General features: G+C 64.3%; 15 protein-coding genes and 1 pseudogene. 9 read left to right on the forward strand and 7 right to left on the reverse strand.

Annotated elements, in window-relative coordinates:
• Positions 1-11 precede the first annotated feature (11 nt).
• The 4 genes from LRP30_RS26095 to LRP30_RS26110 form a co-directional block, all read right to left on the reverse strand.
• Positions 12-935 (reverse strand): MoxR family ATPase, encoded by a 924-nt coding sequence (locus tag LRP30_RS26095; protein WP_128932945.1) that lies wholly within the window; start codon positions 933-935, stop codon positions 12-14.
• Positions 936-997: 62 nt separating this feature from the next.
• Positions 998-1,804, reverse strand: a complete 807-nt coding sequence (locus LRP30_RS26100) for a xanthine dehydrogenase family protein subunit M (RefSeq protein ID WP_128932944.1) — start codon at positions 1,802-1,804, stop codon at positions 998-1,000.
• Between the two features lie 33 nt (positions 1,805-1,837).
• On the reverse strand, positions 1,838-2,323 hold the full coding sequence (locus LRP30_RS26105) for a (2Fe-2S)-binding protein (protein WP_091888943.1): 486 nt from the start codon (positions 2,321-2,323) through the stop codon (positions 1,838-1,840).
• Positions 2,324-2,458: 135 nt separating this feature from the next.
• A complete protein-coding gene (locus LRP30_RS26110; protein ID WP_128932943.1) occupies positions 2,459-2,905 on the reverse strand; it encodes a carbon monoxide dehydrogenase subunit G in 447 nt (148 codons plus the stop codon).
• Positions 2,906-3,074: 169 nt separating this feature from the next.
• On the opposite strand from LRP30_RS26110, the gene LRP30_RS26115 reads away from it, so the two are divergent.
• The 3 genes from LRP30_RS26115 (at position 3,075) to LRP30_RS26125 (ending at position 5,754) form a co-directional block, all read left to right on the forward strand.
• The gene (locus LRP30_RS26115) at positions 3,075-4,430 is read left to right on the forward strand and encodes a 3-carboxy-cis,cis-muconate cycloisomerase (protein ID WP_128932942.1); all 1,356 of its coding nucleotides are present in this window, start codon (positions 3,075-3,077) and stop codon (positions 4,428-4,430) included.
• 37 nt (positions 4,431-4,467) lie between these two features.
• Entirely contained in the window at positions 4,468-5,250 is a 783-nt protein-coding gene (gene pcaD / locus LRP30_RS26120; RefSeq protein ID WP_128932941.1) for a 3-oxoadipate enol-lactonase, read from the forward strand.
• 111 nt (positions 5,251-5,361) lie between these two features.
• A complete protein-coding gene (locus LRP30_RS26125; RefSeq protein ID WP_091888951.1) occupies positions 5,362-5,754 on the forward strand; it encodes a carboxymuconolactone decarboxylase family protein in 393 nt (130 codons plus the stop codon).
• Here the strand turns inward: LRP30_RS26125 and LRP30_RS26130 are convergent.
• Positions 5,716-6,240, reverse strand: a complete 525-nt coding sequence (locus LRP30_RS26130; RefSeq protein ID WP_249756671.1) for a hypothetical protein — start codon at positions 6,238-6,240, stop codon at positions 5,716-5,718. The genes LRP30_RS26125 and LRP30_RS26130 overlap by 39 nt on opposite strands.
• A gap of 188 nt (positions 6,241-6,428) precedes the next feature.
• Positions 6,429-6,590: a hypothetical protein gene (locus LRP30_RS26135; RefSeq protein ID WP_164940188.1), complete on the reverse strand. Its 162-nt coding sequence runs from the start codon at positions 6,588-6,590 to the stop codon at positions 6,429-6,431.
• 269 nt (positions 6,591-6,859) lie between these two features.
• Between LRP30_RS26135 and LRP30_RS26140 the strand changes: the two genes are divergently transcribed.
• From LRP30_RS26140 to LRP30_RS26160, 5 genes are all read left to right on the forward strand, one after another.
• On the forward strand, positions 6,860-7,777 hold the full coding sequence (locus LRP30_RS26140) for a branched-chain amino acid ABC transporter permease LivH (protein WP_128932939.1): 918 nt from the start codon (positions 6,860-6,862) through the stop codon (positions 7,775-7,777).
• A 24-nt stretch (positions 7,778-7,801) separates the two neighbouring features.
• The gene (gene livM, locus LRP30_RS26145; RefSeq protein WP_128932938.1) at positions 7,802-9,103 is read left to right on the forward strand and encodes a high-affinity branched-chain amino acid ABC transporter permease LivM; all 1,302 of its coding nucleotides are present in this window, start codon (positions 7,802-7,804) and stop codon (positions 9,101-9,103) included.
• Positions 9,100-9,933, forward strand: coding sequence for an ATP-binding cassette domain-containing protein (locus tag LRP30_RS26150; protein ID WP_128932937.1), 834 nt, complete (start codon positions 9,100-9,102; stop codon positions 9,931-9,933). The genes livM and LRP30_RS26150 overlap by 4 nt, the downstream gene beginning before the upstream one ends.
• On the forward strand, positions 9,930-10,673 hold the full coding sequence (locus LRP30_RS26155) for an ABC transporter ATP-binding protein (RefSeq protein WP_091888961.1): 744 nt from the start codon (positions 9,930-9,932) through the stop codon (positions 10,671-10,673). The genes LRP30_RS26150 and LRP30_RS26155 overlap by 4 nt, the downstream gene beginning before the upstream one ends.
• 171 nt (positions 10,674-10,844) lie before the next feature.
• Complete coding sequence (locus tag LRP30_RS26160; RefSeq protein WP_128932936.1) at positions 10,845-11,963, forward strand: branched-chain amino acid ABC transporter substrate-binding protein; 1,119 nt, start codon at positions 10,845-10,847, stop codon at positions 11,961-11,963.
• A gap of 76 nt (positions 11,964-12,039) precedes the next feature.
• Here the strand turns inward: LRP30_RS26160 and LRP30_RS26165 are convergent.
• Positions 12,040-12,422: pseudogene (locus LRP30_RS26165) on the reverse strand (response regulator).
• A 235-nt stretch (positions 12,423-12,657) separates the two neighbouring features.
• Between LRP30_RS26165 and LRP30_RS26170 the strand changes: the two are divergent.
• Positions 12,658-15,495 carry a PAS domain S-box protein gene (locus LRP30_RS26170; protein WP_249756672.1) on the forward strand — a complete coding sequence of 946 codons (2,838 nt, stop codon included), beginning with the start codon at positions 12,658-12,660 and terminating at the stop codon, positions 15,493-15,495.
• The last annotated feature ends 2 nt before the right edge of the window (positions 15,496-15,497 follow it).

The raw sequence follows: 15,497 nt of genomic DNA on the forward strand, positions 1-15,497 counted from the left end.
ATTAACGCGCGTCAATTGTCGGTCGTCGCGTCTTTCAGTACCTTCTGCAAGGCATCGCCCTGCATCCGCGTGATGTCGTCCTGGTATTTGAGCAGTGCGCCCAGCGTATCGCCGACCACTTGCGGGGTCAGCGAGCGGGCGTCGAGCTCCGACAAAGCGGTGGCCCAGTCGATGGTCTCGGCGACGCCCGGCGACTTGTAGAAGTCCTGGTTGCGCAGCGCCTGGACGAAGCGCACCACCTGCTGCGAGAGTTTTGCCGAGATGCCGGGCACGCGCGTCTTGACGATCGCGAGCTCGCGCTCGGCGGCGGGATAGTCCACCCAGTGATAGAGACAGCGCCGCTTCAGCGCATCGTGGATCTCGCGGGTGCGGTTGGAGGTGATGATGACGATCGGCGGGTGCGGCGCCTTCACGGTGCCGAATTCGGGGATCGTCACCTGGAAATCGCTGAGGATTTCGAGCAGGAACGCCTCGAACGCCTCGTCGGCGCGGTCGAGCTCGTCGATCAGCAGCACCGGGGGACCGGCAACGTCGGGCTCCAGCGCCTGAAGCAGCGGCCGCTTGATCATGTAGCGGTCGGCGAAGATGTCGCTCGAGAGCTGGTCGCGATCGGTGTCGCCGGCGGCTTCCGCCATCCGGATCGCGATCATCTGCGCGGCGCTATTCCACTCATAGACAGCGGAGGAGACGTCGAGGCCCTCGTAGCACTGGAGGCGGATCAGCTTCCGCCCAAGTGCTGCCGACAGCACCTTTGCGATCTCGGTCTTGCCGACGCCGGCTTCGCCTTCCAGGAACAGCGGCCGGCCCATGCGCAGCGACAGGTAGGTCACCGTGGCCAGCGCTCGCTCGGCGAGGTAGCCGCGCGACGTCAGGAGTTCGAGCATCGCATCGACCGATGCCGGCAAAGCACCGGAAGAAGAGGCCGCTGAAGTCATGAAAAAGCCAGTCTCGCTACGCCCTCACCGGGGACAGATTTGGGCCGAGGGATGAGGTCAGCTCATCCCTTGGCATTGGCGGCATCGACGGCGCGGCGCGTCAGCACGCCAATGAGATGCGCGCGGTATTCGGCGCTGCCGTGGATGTCGCTGTTGAGGCCTTCCGCCGGCACCGCAATGCCGTCAAGCGCCTTCGCCGAGAAGCGCTTCTTCAGGGCCTCCTCGAACGCGGTGACGCGGAACACGCCTTCGGAGCCCGCACCGGTGACGGCGACGCGTACATCCGACGGACGCCGCGCCACGAACACGCCGACCAGCGCATAGCGCGAGGCTTGGTTGCGGAATTTGATGTAGGCCGCCTTCTTCGGCAGCGGAAACATCACCTTGGTGATGATCTCGTCAGCTTCCAGCGCGGTCGAGAACAGGCCCTGGAAATACTCCTCGGCCTTGAGGCGGCGCTTGTTGGTGACGATGGTGGCCCCTAACGCGAGCACCGCGGCCGGATAATCTGCGGTTGGATCGTTGTTGGCGAGCGAGCCGCCAATCGTGCCCTTGTGACGCACGGCGGGATCGCCGATTCCGCCGGCAAGGCTGGCGAGCGCCGGGATCGCCTCGCCGACGACGGCGGAGGCCGCGACCTCGGCGTGCTTGGCGGTGGCGCCGATCACCAGCGAGCGGCCCTTCATCTCGATCGTGTCGAGCCCCTCGATGTGAGAGAGGTCGACCAGATGCGGCGGGTTGGCGAGACGCTGCTTCATGACGGGGATCAGCGTGTGGCCGCCGGCGATCACCTTGGCGTCTTCGTTCTTCACCAGGAGATTGGCCGCCTGGCGAACGGTCCCAGGGCGATGATATTTGAATTCGTACATGGGTGTGTCCTGATCGCGGAGTGCGCGCGCGGTTTACGCGAGATCGGATTTGGCCATCGCCTTCGCGCCGGCGGAGATCGAGGCCACGATGTTCTGATAGCCGGTGCAGCGGCAGAGATTGCCTTCCAGCTCTTCGCGGATGGTGTTGTCGTCGAGCTCATGGCCCTTGCGATGCACGATGTCGATCGCAGTCATGATCATGCCGGGCGTGCAGAAGCCGCACTGGAGCCCATGATGCTCGCGGAAGGCTTCCTGCATCGGATGCAGCGGCGCACCGTCCGCGGCCAGTCCCTCGATCGTCTTGACCTCGTGGCCGTCGGCCATCACCGCCAGTGTGGTGCAGGACTTCACGGCCTTGCCGTCGAGATGCACGACGCAGGCGCCGCACTGCGAGGTGTCGCAGCCGACATGGGTCCCGGTCAGCCGCAGATTCTCGCGCAGGAACTGCACCAGGAGGGTGCGGGGATCGACGTTGGCCGTGACTGGATTGCCGTTCACGATGAGGGAGATTTTTGCCATAAGCACTCTCTATCAGCGCCCCGACGGGTCCCATCGAAGCGGTTCTTATAATTATTCCAACCCATCATATGGGCCATTATGCCCGGGGGCAACATCACCCCGGACGCAAGGCGCCATGCCGAAAGGCGATAGCCTTCAGCCCTGTACCGCCTTGGCGAAGTTCGCGAAAAATTCGTCGGCCAGCTTCTTGGCAGCGCCGTTGATCAGGCGCTGGCCGAGCTGCGCCAACTTGCCGCCGATCTGCGCCTCGACGTCGTAGGAGAGCAGCGTGCCGCCGTCCTTCTCCGCGAGCTTGACGGCCGCGCCGCCTTTGGCGAAGCCGGCCACCCCGCCCTCACCCTCACCAGAGATTTTGTAGCCATTGGGCGGGTCGAGATCGGACAGCATGACTTTGCCCCTGAAGCGCGCGGATACCGGGCCGACCTTCATTTTCGCCGTTGCGCGAAAGCCGCCGTCGTCAGTTTTCTCCAGCTCCTCGCAGCCGGGAATGCAGGCCTTCAGCACTTCGGGATCGTTGAGCTTGTCCCACACGGCCTCGCGCGACGCCGCAAGCTGGACTTCGCCGTTCATCGTCATGGCCATGGGTGCCTCCCGGATCGCACAACTATAATGCTGTTCAAGTAACGCACGGAGGACGTAAAGGAAAGGGCGGCCTCCGGTCCCGTGCAATGCATATTCGCAACTGCAAAAAGCTTGCGCCGATAGTTTGGGATTGGCACAGGCGGGCCATGGTGGTTAGGTCCCGCACAATATGAGCACTTCCCTCTCCCCCCTGCTCGCGCCGATGCTGTCGAGCGCAGCCATGCGCGCGGTCTGCGACGACCGGTCGACCCTTCAGAACATGCTCGATTTCGAGGCAGCCCTGGCACGGGCCGAGGCCGCCACAGCTGTGATTCCCGCATCCGCGCTGGGGCCGATCGCATCTGCCTGCAAGGCTGATGCCTTTGATATGGCAGCCCTGGCCGAGGCGGCAACGCGATCAGGCAATCTCGCGATTCCCCTGGTCAAGGCGCTGACCGCCAATGTCGGCAAGGCCGATGCGGAAGCCGCGCGTTACGTGCATTGGGGCGCGACCAGCCAGGACGTCATCGATACCGCAACCATGCTCACGCTGCGCGCTGGCATCGATGCGCTGGACACCGACCTCAGCCGCGCCATCAAGGGTTTTGCCGCGCTGGCGCGAGCCCATCGCGCCACCGCGATGGTAGCGCGGACCTGGCTCCAGCACGCGCTGCCGATGCCGTTCGGGTTGAAGGCCGCCGAATACGCTGCAAGCCTTGCCCGCGCCCGCTGCCGCCTCAGGCGGCTCTCCCGCGAGGGTCTCGCGCTACAATTCGGCGGCGCCGCCGGCACCCTCGCAGCCCTCGGCGACAAGGGACTCGCGGTCGCCGAGCGGCTGGCGGAGGAGCTGAACCTGCCGCTGCCTGAGGCGCCCTGGCACACCCATCGCGACCGCATCGCGGAAGCCGCCTCCTGCTTTGCAATTCTCGCCGGCAGCTGCGGCAAGATCGCGCGCGACGTCTCGCTGCTGATGCAGACCGATGTCGCCGAAGCGTTCGAGCCTGCCGGTGAAGGCCGCGGCGGCTCCTCGACCATGCCGCACAAGCGCAACCCGGTTGCCGCCGCAAGCGCTCTCGGCGCTGCGACCATGGCCCCGCAGCTCGCCGCGACGATTTTGGCCGCGCAGGTGCAGGATCATGAGCGCAGTGCCGGCCCCTGGCATGCGGAGTGGCCGACGCTGCCGCAATTGATGCTGGTCACCTCGGGGGCGCTTGCCGCCATCGTCGACATCGCCGAAGGCCTCGACGTCGACGCCGCGCGCATGCGCAGCAATCTCGATGCGACGCATGGCCTGATCATGGCGGAAGCGGTCACCTTTGCGCTGGCAGAGAAGATCGGCAAGAGCGATGCGCATCATCTCGTCGAAGCCGCCAGCAAGCGCGCGGTCGCCGAGAAGAAGCATCTGCGCGAGGTGCTGTCGGCTGTTTCGCTAGTCACTGCTCATCTGCCGCCGGAAAAAATTGCGGCATTGTTCGAGCCGATGGCCTATCAAGGAGCTTCCCAAGCCCTGATCGACCGGCTGCTCGACAGCCTGGACCGCGAATAAGAACCGCAATTACGACCAAATACGACGGAGACGCCGCATGCCCATGATCGATGCCGACGGATGCCTGCTCAACGTCTCCGTCGAGGGCCGCGACGGCGGACCGACCTTGATGCTCTCCAACTCGCTCGGCTGCACGCTGCAAATGTGGGAGCCGCAGATGAAGGCGCTGACGCAGGTGTTCCGCGTCATCCGCTACGACCGCCGCGGCCACGGCAAATCGAACGTGCCGCCCGGTCCCTACACGATGGAGCGCTTCGGCCGCGACGTGCTCGCGATCCTCGACGATCTCAACATCGAGAAGGTGCATTGGTGCGGCCTGTCAATGGGTGGCATGGTCGGGCAATGGCTGGGCGCCAACGCGCCGGAACGCTTCGGCAAGATCGTCCTCGCCAACACCTCCTGCTATTATGCCGAGCCGACTAAATGGCTGGAGCGCATCGACGCCGTGAAGAAGGGCGGCATCGCGGCGGTCGCGGATGCCGTGATCGCGGGCTGGCTGACCCAGGACTTCCGCGAGCGCGAGCCGGAGATCACCGCCAGAATGAAGTCGATGCTGCTCGCCTCCCCCGTCAAGGGCTATCTCGCCTGCTGCGAGGCGCTGTCGACGCTGGACCAGCGCGCGCTGCTTCCCAAGATCAAGAGCCCGACACTGGTGATCGCCGGCCGCCACGACATGGCGACGCCGATCTCGGCAGCCGAACTGATCCGCTCGAACGTTCCCGGCGCCAGCATGACCATCATCGACGCCGCCCACATTTCCAACGTCGAACAGCCGCACGCGTTTACGGACGCGGTGGTGGGGTTCTTGACACAGCGCTGATCTCACAACGCGTCATTGCGAGGAGCGTAGCGACGAAGCAATCCAGACTGTCTCCGCGGACGCATTTCTGGATTGCTTCGCTACGCTCGCAATGACGAAGGAGGAAACACAATGGACGACCAGAACCGCCGCGATGCCGGCATGAATGTGCGCCGAAAGGTGCTGGGCAACGCCTGGGTCGACAAGTCGATCGCGGGCCGCAACGCGTTCAACACCGACTTCCAGGACCTGATCACCCGCTATGCCTGGGGCGAGATATGGACGCGGCCGCATTTCGACGAGCGCACGCGGCGGGTGCTGGTGATCGGCACCATGGTCGCGCTCGGGCAATGGGACGAATTCCGCCTGCATGTGCGCGCCGCGCTTGCCGAGGGCGGCTTCACGCCCGACGACATCAAGGAAATCCTGCTGCAGCAGGCGATCTATTGCGGCGTCCCGGCGGCGAACCACGCCGTGAAGGAAGCCTCAGCGATTGTGCAGGAGCTCGGCCTGCTCAAGACCTAGCGGTGCGGCGGTCTCGACGGTCTTTGGCGCCGTCGCCGGCTTCTCGATCACCACTACGATGGCGGCACCGAGCAAGAGCAAGAGCTCGGTGGCGTGCAGCCGGAGCGCGGCCATCTCGCCGACCTTCGAGGCCATCACCATGCTGGCAAACGAGATCAGGCTGCCGATCGCCAGGGCAACGCCGAGCGCCTCGTCGCTGCCGCCATTCTTCCGCGTGCGGGGGATCCAGAGCAGCGCGAGATAGATCACGAAGAACGCCACGACAGTCAGTCGGCCCAGGGCCAGCAGCCAGGCGGCCCGCACCGTGCTCATTCCCGTCATCTCGAGATGGTCGCTGAGGAACAGCGCGACCGCGACGCTCGGCCGCTCATAGAGGCCGTGCACCGGTGCCACCATGATGCTGAAGGCGACGAGGGTCCAGGCCGGGATGAAATAGGCCGCCAGCAGCGCGCCGTTGACCGAGCCGATCCGCCAATTCCTGAACATGCCGCTTCCCGCTTGGTTTGCCGAAGGCCCTCAACGGAAGGCAGCGGCTTTGCCGGAGCTAACTCGCATCGGACTGTGGCGGCAATTTAAACCCTTTGTTTACCTTAACTGCCCGGTGGACCGGGGCGCCGCAATAAAAAGGCCCCGCCTTACGGCAGGGCCCCTATTCTCACGCCTGGGCTCCCAAATTACTTGTCCTGACCCTGTTGCTGACCGGGCCGGTCGCCCTGGCGCATCGGATCCTGCTGTTGCTGTCCGGGTTTCTGCCCGCCGCCCTGCTGCTGCTGAGGGGTGCGCTGGCCGGGGTTCTGATTCTGCTGACCCGGATTCTGGTTCTGTTGCTTCGTCATTCGGGGAACTCCCTTGTTGGACGACAGAGGCGAGACAACGGCCGCCCTCCATTTTGGTTGCCCAGGAACCCGGTTCCTCACTGTTCGTGGGAACCGAAGGTGAAAATGACCTCTGTACAAGCCTTGATGTCGGGATCTGGCCAGTTGCAGCCGCCAGTTCCCTCCTGTTACAAAAACCGGAAGAACGCTCAAGGGCTGCCGGGGCCCGAGAAGAAACTTGAGAACTCTCTCTCCCTTTGAGCCGCGTCAGGTTTGGTAAACGGCAGCGCATGGATTATTTCGCCCAGCAGCTCATCAACGGTCTCGTCCTGGGCTCGATCTACGGCCTGATCGCGATCGGCTACACGATGGTCTACGGCATCGTCGGCATGATCAACTTCGCCCATGGTGACATCTTCATGATCGGCGGCTTCATTGCGCTGATCACCTTCCTGATCCTGATCTCGTTCGGCCTCACCGCAATCCCGGTGATCCTGCTCGTGGTTCTCTTGGTTTCGATGGCGATCACCGCGCTCTATGGCTGGACCATCGAGCGTATCGCTTACCGGCCGCTGCGCCATTCCTTCCGCCTCGCTCCGATGCTGTCGGCGATTGGCATGTCGTTCGTGCTGACCAACTACTCGCAAGTTACGCAAGGTGCCCGCGTCAAGCCGATCCCGCCCTTCATCACCGGCGGCTACACGCTGCATGAGAGCCCGGACGGCTTCGTGATCCAGCTTTCCAACATCCAGATCATGGTGGTCATTACCACCATCGTGCTGCTGGCGATCTTCACCTGGCTGGTCTCGCGCACCCGGCTCGGGCGCGACATGCGCGCCTGCGAACAGGACCAGACCATGGCGGCGCTGCTCGGCGTCAACGTCGACCGCACCATCTCCATGACCTTCGTGATCGGCGCCGCGCTCGCCGCGGTCGCGGGCCTGATGTACCTGCTCTATTATGGCCTGGTCGATTTCTTCATGGGCTTCGTCGCCGGGATCAAGGCCTTCACCGCAGCCGTGCTCGGCGGCATCGGCTCGCTGCCCGGCGCCATGCTCGGCGGGCTTGCGATCGGTCTGATCGAAACGTTCTGGTCGGCCTATTTCTCGGTCGAGTACAAGGATGTCGCGGCGTTCTCGATCCTGATTGTCGTGCTGATCTTCATGCCGACCGGCCTGCTCGGCCGTCCCGAAGTCGAAAAAGTCTGACGCCGCGTGACAGCTCCCTCGACCATGACGGCCAGATCCGCAACGGGCATCCTCTCCCTCCTGAAGACAGCCGTCATCAACGCGCTGGTCGCGCTGGTGCTGTTCTCGCTGATGGTCGGTATCCGCACCGAGGCGGGCTCTTCCGGCCAGCTCACCTACTGGACGCGCTTCGGTGAGCTCGCCTCCCTCGTCGCCATCGTGTTCGGCGGCTCGATCTTGATCGAGCTGGTGCGGCAATGGATCGGTCCCAATGGCGGCGAGAAGCTGGTGCCGCCTGCGGTGCAGAGCGGTGTGTCCTTCATCGGCCGCTTTCTCGCGCCGGCGCTCCTGATCTTCACGCTGCTGGTACCTGTCTTCTTCTATGACCAGCGCTACATCCTCGACCTCGCGATCCTCGTGCTCACCTATGTCATGCTGGGCTGGGGGTTGAACGTCGTGGTCGGCCTCGCCGGCCTGCTCGATCTCGGCTACGTCGCCTTCTATGCCGTCGGGGCCTATTCCTACGGGCTGCTCGCCACCAATTTCGGCTGGTCGTTCTGGATCTGCCTGCCGCTCGCCGGCATCCTCGCCGCATTCTGGGGCGTGCTGCTCGGCTTCCCCGTGCTGCGTCTGCGCGGCGACTATCTCGCCATCGTGACGCTCGCCTTCGGCGAGATCATCCGCCTCGTCATCATCAACTGGCAGCAGCTCACCGGCGGTCCCAACGGCGTCAGCGGCATTCCGCGTCCCACCTTCTTCGGCATCCCGCTCGACAACAGCGATGAGGGGCTCGCCGCCAGGCTCGGCATCGAGTATTCGGCGACCCACCGCATCATCTTCCTGTTCTACCTGATCCTGGCGCTTGCGCTCCTGACCAACTGGGTGACGATCCGCCTGCGCCGCCTGCCGATCGGACGAGCCTGGGAGGCCTTGCGCGAGGACGAGGTCGCCTGCCGCGCGCTCGGCATCAACACCACGACCACCAAGCTCACGGCGTTTGCGACGGGCGCCATGTTCGGCGGCTTCGCCGGCGCGTTCTTCGCCACGCGCCAGGGCTTCATCAGCCCGGAATCCTTCACCTTCCAGGAATCGGCGCTGGTGCTCGCCATCGTCGTGCTCGGCGGCATGGGTTCGCAGCTCGGCGTCGCGCTTGCAGCGCTCGCCATGATTGGCGGCTTCGAGCTGTTCCGCGGCCTCGAAACCTATCGCATGCTGGTGTTCGGCATGGCGATGGTGCTGATCATGATCTGGCGGCCGCGCGGCCTGATCGGCCACCGCTCCCCCACCGTGTATCTGACCAAAGCGCAGGCGATCTCCTCCGACCTCGTCAAGGAAGGGCACGGATGAGCGGCGACAAGATTCTCAGCGTCGACCGGCTCACCATGCGCTTTGGCGGCATCGTCGCCGTGCAGGACCTGTCGCTCTCGGCTGAGCGGAAGAAGATCACCGCACTGATCGGACCGAACGGCGCCGGCAAGACCACCGTCTTCAACTGCATCACCGGCTTCTACAAGCCGAGCGGCGGCACCATTCGCCTGAAGCATGACGACGGCAAGGTCATCGCGCTGGAGCGGCTGAACGATTTCCGCATCGCCAAGCAGGCCAAGGTCGCGCGCACCTTCCAGAACATCCGCCTGTTTCCCGGCATGACCGCGCTGGAGAACCTGATGGTGGCGCAGCACAACCCATTGATGCGCGCCTCCGGCTTCACCCTCCTCGGTCTCCTCGGCGTCCCCGCCTACCGCGACGCCGAAAAGCGCGCGATCGATCTCGCCACCGACTGGCTCAGGCGGGTCAATCTGCTCGACCGCGCCGACGACGCTGCCGGCAATTTCGCCTATGGCGATCAGCGCCGGCTCGAGATCGCGCGCGCCATGTGCACCGAGCCCGCGCTGTTGTGCCTGGACGAACCCGCGGCCGGCCTCAACGCGCGCGAGAGCGCCGCCTTGGGCGAACTCCTGCTCTCGATCCGCGACGAGCTCGGCACCTCGATCCTGCTGATCGAGCACGACATGTCGGTCGTGATGCAGATCTCCGACCACATCGTGGTGATGGACCATGGCGTCAAGATCGCGGAAGGATCCCCGCGCGAAGTCCGTGACGACCCCAAGGTGATCGCCGCCTATCTCGGCGCCGACGAGGACGAGGCCGTGGCCGTGATGGAGAGCGGGACGTGACGTCGGCCCCCACTCCCCTGCTCGCGATCCACGGTCTTCGTGCCGCCTACGGCAAGATCGAGGCGCTGAAGGGCGTCGATGTCGAGATCAATGCCGGCGAGATCGTTGCCCTGATCGGCGCCAATGGCGCCGGCAAGTCGACGCTGATGATGACGATCTTCGGCAAGCCGCGCGCCCGCGCCGGCCAGATCCTGTACGAAGGTCGCGACATCACCGACGTTCCCACCCACGAGATTGCGCATTTGCGCATCGCGCAATCGCCAGAAGGCCGCCGCATCTTCCCGCGCATGAGCGTTGCGGAAAACCTCCAGATGGGGGCGGATGCCACCGGATGCACCGATGCGGAGCGCGAGGCGACGCTCCAGCGCGTGTTCACGCTGTTTCCGCGGCTGAAGGAACGCTTTGCCCAGCGCGGTGGAACCCTGTCCGGCGGCGAGCAGCAGATGCTGGCAATTGGCCGCGCCCTGATGAGCCGTCCCCGCCTGCTCCTGCTGGACGAGCCCTCGCTCGGGCTGGCACCGCTGATCGCCCGCCAGATTTTCGATGCGATCCGCACCCTGAACCGGCAGGACGGCCTGACCGTCCTGATCGTCGAGCAGAACGCCAACCATGCCCTCAAGCTTGCCCATCGCGGCTATGTCATGGTCAATGGTCTGATCACGCTGGCGGGGACCGGCGCCGAGTTGTTGCAGCGCCCCGAGATTCGCGCCGCCTATCTGGAAGGCGGCCGGCACGGCTGACGCCCCCCAAGGGCGACTATGGGCGAACCACGTGCGGCCCAATGTGGCGAGATATCTCCGCCCACGCCCGTATTTTGCCGGTGACTTCTCGGCAATTTCATTCGAGAATGGGACCGGTTTGGACCGGGCAATCCCGGCAACTCCCACAGGCGACCACCCGCGAGGTATCTCATGAAATCACTGAAGCTCATCGGTCTGGCATTCGGCGCATCGCTCGCGCTGTCGAGCGCGGCATTCGCGCAGGATGTCAGCGTCGCAGTCGCTGGCCCGATGACCGGCGGCGAGTCCGCCTTCGGCCGCCAGATGAAGAACGGCGCCGAGATGGCCGTGACCGACATCAACGCCGCCGGCGGCGTCAACGGCAAGAAGCTGGCGCTATCCGTCGAGGACGACGCTTGCGATCCGAAGCAGGCGCGCTCGATCGCTGAGAAGATCGCCGGCGCGAAAATCCCGTTCGTGGCCGGGCACTATTGCTCGTCGTCGTCGATCCCCGCCTCTGAAGCCTATGCCGACGGCAACGTGCTCCAGATCACGCCCGCCTCGACTAACCCGCTGTTCACCGAGCGCAAGCTCTGGAACGTGGCGCGCGTCTGCGGCCGCGACGATCAGCAGGGCCTGATCGCGGCGCAGTACATCGCCAAGAACTTCAAGGGCAAGAACATCGCGATCCTCAACGACAAGACCACGTACGGCAAGGGTCTTGCCGATGAGACCAAGAAAGCGCTCAACAAGGCCGGCATCACCGAGAAGATGTACGAGTCCTACAACAAGGGCGACAAGGACTTCAACGCGATCGTCTCGCGCCTGAAGCGTGACAACATCGACCTCGTCTATGTCGGCGGCTATCATCAGGAGAGCGGCCTGATCCTGCGTCAGATGCGCGATCAGGGCCTCAAGACCGTGCTGATGGCCGGCGACGCGCTCGCCGACAAGGAGTACGCCTCCATCACCGGTCCGGCCGGCGAAGGCACCCTGTTCACCTTCGGCCCCGATCCGCGCAACAAGCCGACGGCGAAGAAGATCGTCGAGGCCTTCAAGGCCAAGGGCATCGATCCCGAGGGCTACACGCTCTACACCTACGCGGCGATGCAGGTCTGGTCGCAGGCCGCCAAGAAGGCCGGCACCACCGACCCCAAGAAGGTCATGGCGGCGATGAAGGCCGGCAAGTGGGACACCGTGATCGGCCCGATCGAGTATGACGCCAAGGGCGACATCAAGCAGATCGACTACGTCGTCTACAAATGGGATGCCAAGGGCGGCTACTCCGAGATCGCCGGCAGCGGCACCTAGCCCGCTGGCGTGGCCTCAGACCGACCAATCACCACCACGCCCCGGCTTGCCCCGGGGCGTTTCTTCTTGCGTGAGGTCAGACGGCTGCCGGCAGCTCGCCGCCGGCCGCGGCCTGGGCCTTTCGCGGGGCTTGCAGGAGATCATTCGGCCGAAACGGCTTTTGCAGGCAGACCACGTCGGCGAGGTGAGGCGATTCCATGAAATCGAGGGTCGTCATCCCGGACACCGCAACGACGGGCAGCGCAGGCGCGCGCTCACGCAGGGTCGCGATAACGTCGACGCCGCTGGTATCACCGAGGAAGATGTCGACGATCGCCGCGTCAAACGAGCTTTCCGCGAAGGCTTTCAGCCCGCCGCACCGCTTTCAGCCTCTACGACCTCGAAACGATTGACCCGAAGCACGATCGCGACCATCGCGCGGACGTCCTTCTGGTCGTCGATGATCAGAACGCGAGGCATGGGGACAACTTCCGATATTGAGATCAAAATCGCTGATTCAAACCTGGAACCCGCCGGGACGGAGGGGCATTATGACACCACCCAGTAAAAGCGCATCTTACCCGTCCTATACCGCGTTCCCGCCGAAATTAAGTAATCTGTAACCTTCGGTTGAGTCGTCACCGGTTCCGTTCACGATGCGCGCCAGAACTCGCTACCATGAACGAGGCTGACGGCCGAATGAGACGAAGCGGAGATGCTCAAAACCCTGCTCAAAGCTGACCTGCTCAAGACCGACCCGCGAGAGGTGGACGTGCCTACACCGATCGACCGAAGCACATTTCTTTCGACCCTGCCGGCCACCTCGACCGACCGCAACGCGGCATTGACGATTGTCGGCGTGTCCTCGATCTTGTTCGCGGCGGCCGTGCCCTTCGCGGGTACCCCGCTCCTGCCCGTCCCCGCCTTCGTGGCGAGTTATCAATCGGCGCTCGCGGTGAGCGACATCGTCACGGCAGTGCTGCTGCTGTCGCAATTTGCAGTCTTGCGGACCCGTGCGTTGCTGTGGCTCGCGACCGGTTATCTCTTCACCGCCGCAGCGGCGTTGGTCCATGCCCTCACCTTCCCCGGCCTGTTCACACCGACCGGGCTCTTCGGCGCGGGCCGGCAGACCACGGTCTGGCTCTACATGATCTGGCACGGCGTCTTCCCGCTATGCGTGCTGGGCTATGCCTGGCTGAAGGAAAAGGACGGAGGCCCGCGGGTTCGGACTGCGACGAGGAGGGCGATCTGCGCCAGCGTGCTCGGCATCATCGCCGCGATGGCGGTCTTCACTTGGATCGTCACCGTGCAGCACGATCTGTTGCCGGTCCTGCTGCGCGACGGCCGCTACACGCCGACAATGATCGGTGTCGTGTCCTTCGTGTGGTCGCTGAGCTTTGCCGCGCTCGTCTCGCTCTGGTTCCGCAGGCCGCATTCGGTGATCGACGTCTGGCTCATGGTCGTCATGTGCGCCTGGCTGTTCGACATCGCGCTGTCGGCGATCGTCAACGTCGCACGCTTCGATCTGGGCTTCTATGCCGGCCGGCTCTATGGGCTCGGCGCGGCGACCTTCGTGCTCGCGGTGCTCCTCATCGAGAATGTCCGCCTTCAGGCGCATACGGTGGGCCTCGTCGGCAGGTTGCGCCAGCAATCGGCTTCGGAACGCGACTATTACGGCAAGCGTCTCGCCCTGTATGGCGCGGTGGTCGAGTCCTCCAACGACGCCATCATCACGAAAACGCTCGACGGCATCATCACCGGCTGGAACAAGGCCGCCGAACATCTGTTCGGCTATTCCGCTGCGGAGGCGATCGGCAAGCCGATCGACATCATCGTGCCGCCGGATCTCAAGGGCGAAGTCAGGAGCATCCTCAACCGGATCGCCAGCAACGAGTCGATCGCGCAGCACGAGACGATCCGCATCCGGAAAGACGGACGCCCGCTCGACGTTGTCCTGAATGTCTCCCCTTTGCGCACAGATCATGGCGAGATCATCGGCGCCTCCAAGATCGCGCATGACATTACCGAAGAGAAGCAGGCGAGAGAAAAGCTGCGCCGCGAGACCGAAGAACGCCAGCGCATTTTCGAGACATCGCAGGACCTGATCCTGGTCACTGACGGCTATGGCAATTTCGTCCAGATCAGCCCGAGCGTGAAGAACATCCTCGGCTACAGCCCTGAGGACATGGTCGGGCACAGCGCGACCGAGTTCATCCATCCCGACGATCTCGAGAACACGCGGAGCGAGATGCGCGCGGCCCGGCGCGGCGCGGTCAAGCGCAGTTTCGAGGCGCGCTACTATCATTACGACGGTCACGAAGTCACGCTGAACTGGATGGGCACCTGGTCGGAGCCGGTGAAGCGCCACTTCTTCATCGGCCGCGACCTCACCGACAAGCAGGCCGCCGAAGCCCAGCTCCGGCAGGTCCAGAAAATGGACTCCATCGGCCAGTTGACCGGCGGCGTCGCCCACGACTTCAACAACGTGCTGACCGTCATCACGGGCACGATCGGCATTCTCAGCGACGCCGTCGCCGACCGGCCCGAACTTGCCGCCATCACCAAGTTGATCGACGATGCCGCCGAGCGGGGCGCGCAGCTGACCAAGCACCTGCTTGCCTTCGCGCGCAAGCAGCCGCTGCAGCCGCGCGAGATCGACGTCAACGCATTGGTGCTCGAAGCCGCCAAGCTGTTGCATCCCACGCTCGGCGAGCAGATCACGATCGTGCCGCAGCTCACCGAGGATGCCTGGCCGACACTGGTCGACCCGGGCCAGCTCTCCACCGCGATCCTCAATCTGGCATTGAACGCGCGCGACGCCATGCCCGACGGCGGCACCTTGGTGCTGGAGACGCGCAACATCTTCCTCGACGATGGCTATGCCAGCATGAACCCTGACATGGTCGCCGGCAGCTACGTGATGATTGCAGTCAGCGACACCGGCAGCGGAATTCCGGCGGACCTGATCGACCGTGTGTTCGATCCTTTCTTCACCACCAAGGAGGTCGGCAAGGGCACCGGCCTGGGCTTGAGCATGGTGTTCGGCTTCGTCAAGCAGTCTGGCGGCCACATCAAGATCTACAGCGAGGAAGGCCACGGCACGAGCGTGAAGATCTACCTGCCGCGCTCGACCGGGGTGCAGGAGACCGAGTTCGAAGCGCTCCAGAATGCGCCCATCGCCGGCGGCAACGAGAAGATCCTGATCGTCGAGGATGACGCGCTGGTGCGGCAATATGTTGTGACGCAGGTCAAGAGCCTCGGCTATACCGCGCTCGAGGCCGCCAACGGCGCCGAGGCCCTCACCATCATCGACAGCGACAAGACCATTGACCTGCTCTTCACCGACATCATCATGCCCGGCAACATGAACGGCCGCCAGCTTGCTGACGAAGCGCACAAGCGCCGCCCCGACCTGAAGACGCTGTTCACCTCGGGCTACACCGAGAACGCCATCGTCCATCACGGCCGGCTGGATTCCGGCGTGCTGCTGCTGGCCAAGCCCTACCGCAAGTCCGAGCTCGCCAAGATGCTCAGGACGGCCCTCGCCAGTTGAGC

The sequence above is a fragment of the Bradyrhizobium sp. C-145 genome (genome assembly GCF_023375135.1).
Lineage (GTDB): Bacteria > Pseudomonadota > Alphaproteobacteria > Rhizobiales > Xanthobacteraceae > Bradyrhizobium > Bradyrhizobium zhanjiangense.

Coding starts and splice junctions, on each gene's coding strand:
- LRP30_RS26095 (WP_128932945.1), bottom strand. CDS start 935: ATGACTTCAGCGGCCTCTTCTTCCGGTGCTTTGCCGGCATCGGTCGAT.
- LRP30_RS26100 (WP_128932944.1), bottom strand. CDS start 1,804: ATGTACGAATTCAAATATCATCGCCCTGGGACCGTTCGCCAGGCGGCC.
- LRP30_RS26105 (WP_091888943.1), bottom strand. CDS start 2,323: ATGGCAAAAATCTCCCTCATCGTGAACGGCAATCCAGTCACGGCCAAC.
- LRP30_RS26110 (WP_128932943.1), bottom strand. CDS start 2,905: ATGGCCATGACGATGAACGGCGAAGTCCAGCTTGCGGCGTCGCGCGAG.
- LRP30_RS26115 (WP_128932942.1), top strand. CDS start 3,075: ATGAGCACTTCCCTCTCCCCCCTGCTCGCGCCGATGCTGTCGAGCGCA.
- pcaD (WP_128932941.1), top strand. CDS start 4,468: ATGCCCATGATCGATGCCGACGGATGCCTGCTCAACGTCTCCGTCGAG.
- LRP30_RS26125 (WP_091888951.1), top strand. CDS start 5,362: ATGGACGACCAGAACCGCCGCGATGCCGGCATGAATGTGCGCCGAAAG.
- LRP30_RS26130 (WP_249756671.1), bottom strand. CDS start 6,240: ATGTTCAGGAATTGGCGGATCGGCTCGGTCAACGGCGCGCTGCTGGCG.
- LRP30_RS26135 (WP_164940188.1), bottom strand. CDS start 6,590: ATGACGAAGCAACAGAACCAGAATCCGGGTCAGCAGAATCAGAACCCC.
- LRP30_RS26140 (WP_128932939.1), top strand. CDS start 6,860: ATGGATTATTTCGCCCAGCAGCTCATCAACGGTCTCGTCCTGGGCTCG.
- livM (WP_128932938.1), top strand. CDS start 7,802: ATGACGGCCAGATCCGCAACGGGCATCCTCTCCCTCCTGAAGACAGCC.
- LRP30_RS26150 (WP_128932937.1), top strand. CDS start 9,100: ATGAGCGGCGACAAGATTCTCAGCGTCGACCGGCTCACCATGCGCTTT.
- LRP30_RS26160 (WP_128932936.1), top strand. CDS start 10,845: ATGAAATCACTGAAGCTCATCGGTCTGGCATTCGGCGCATCGCTCGCG.
- LRP30_RS26170 (WP_249756672.1), top strand. CDS start 12,658: ATGCTCAAAACCCTGCTCAAAGCTGACCTGCTCAAGACCGACCCGCGA.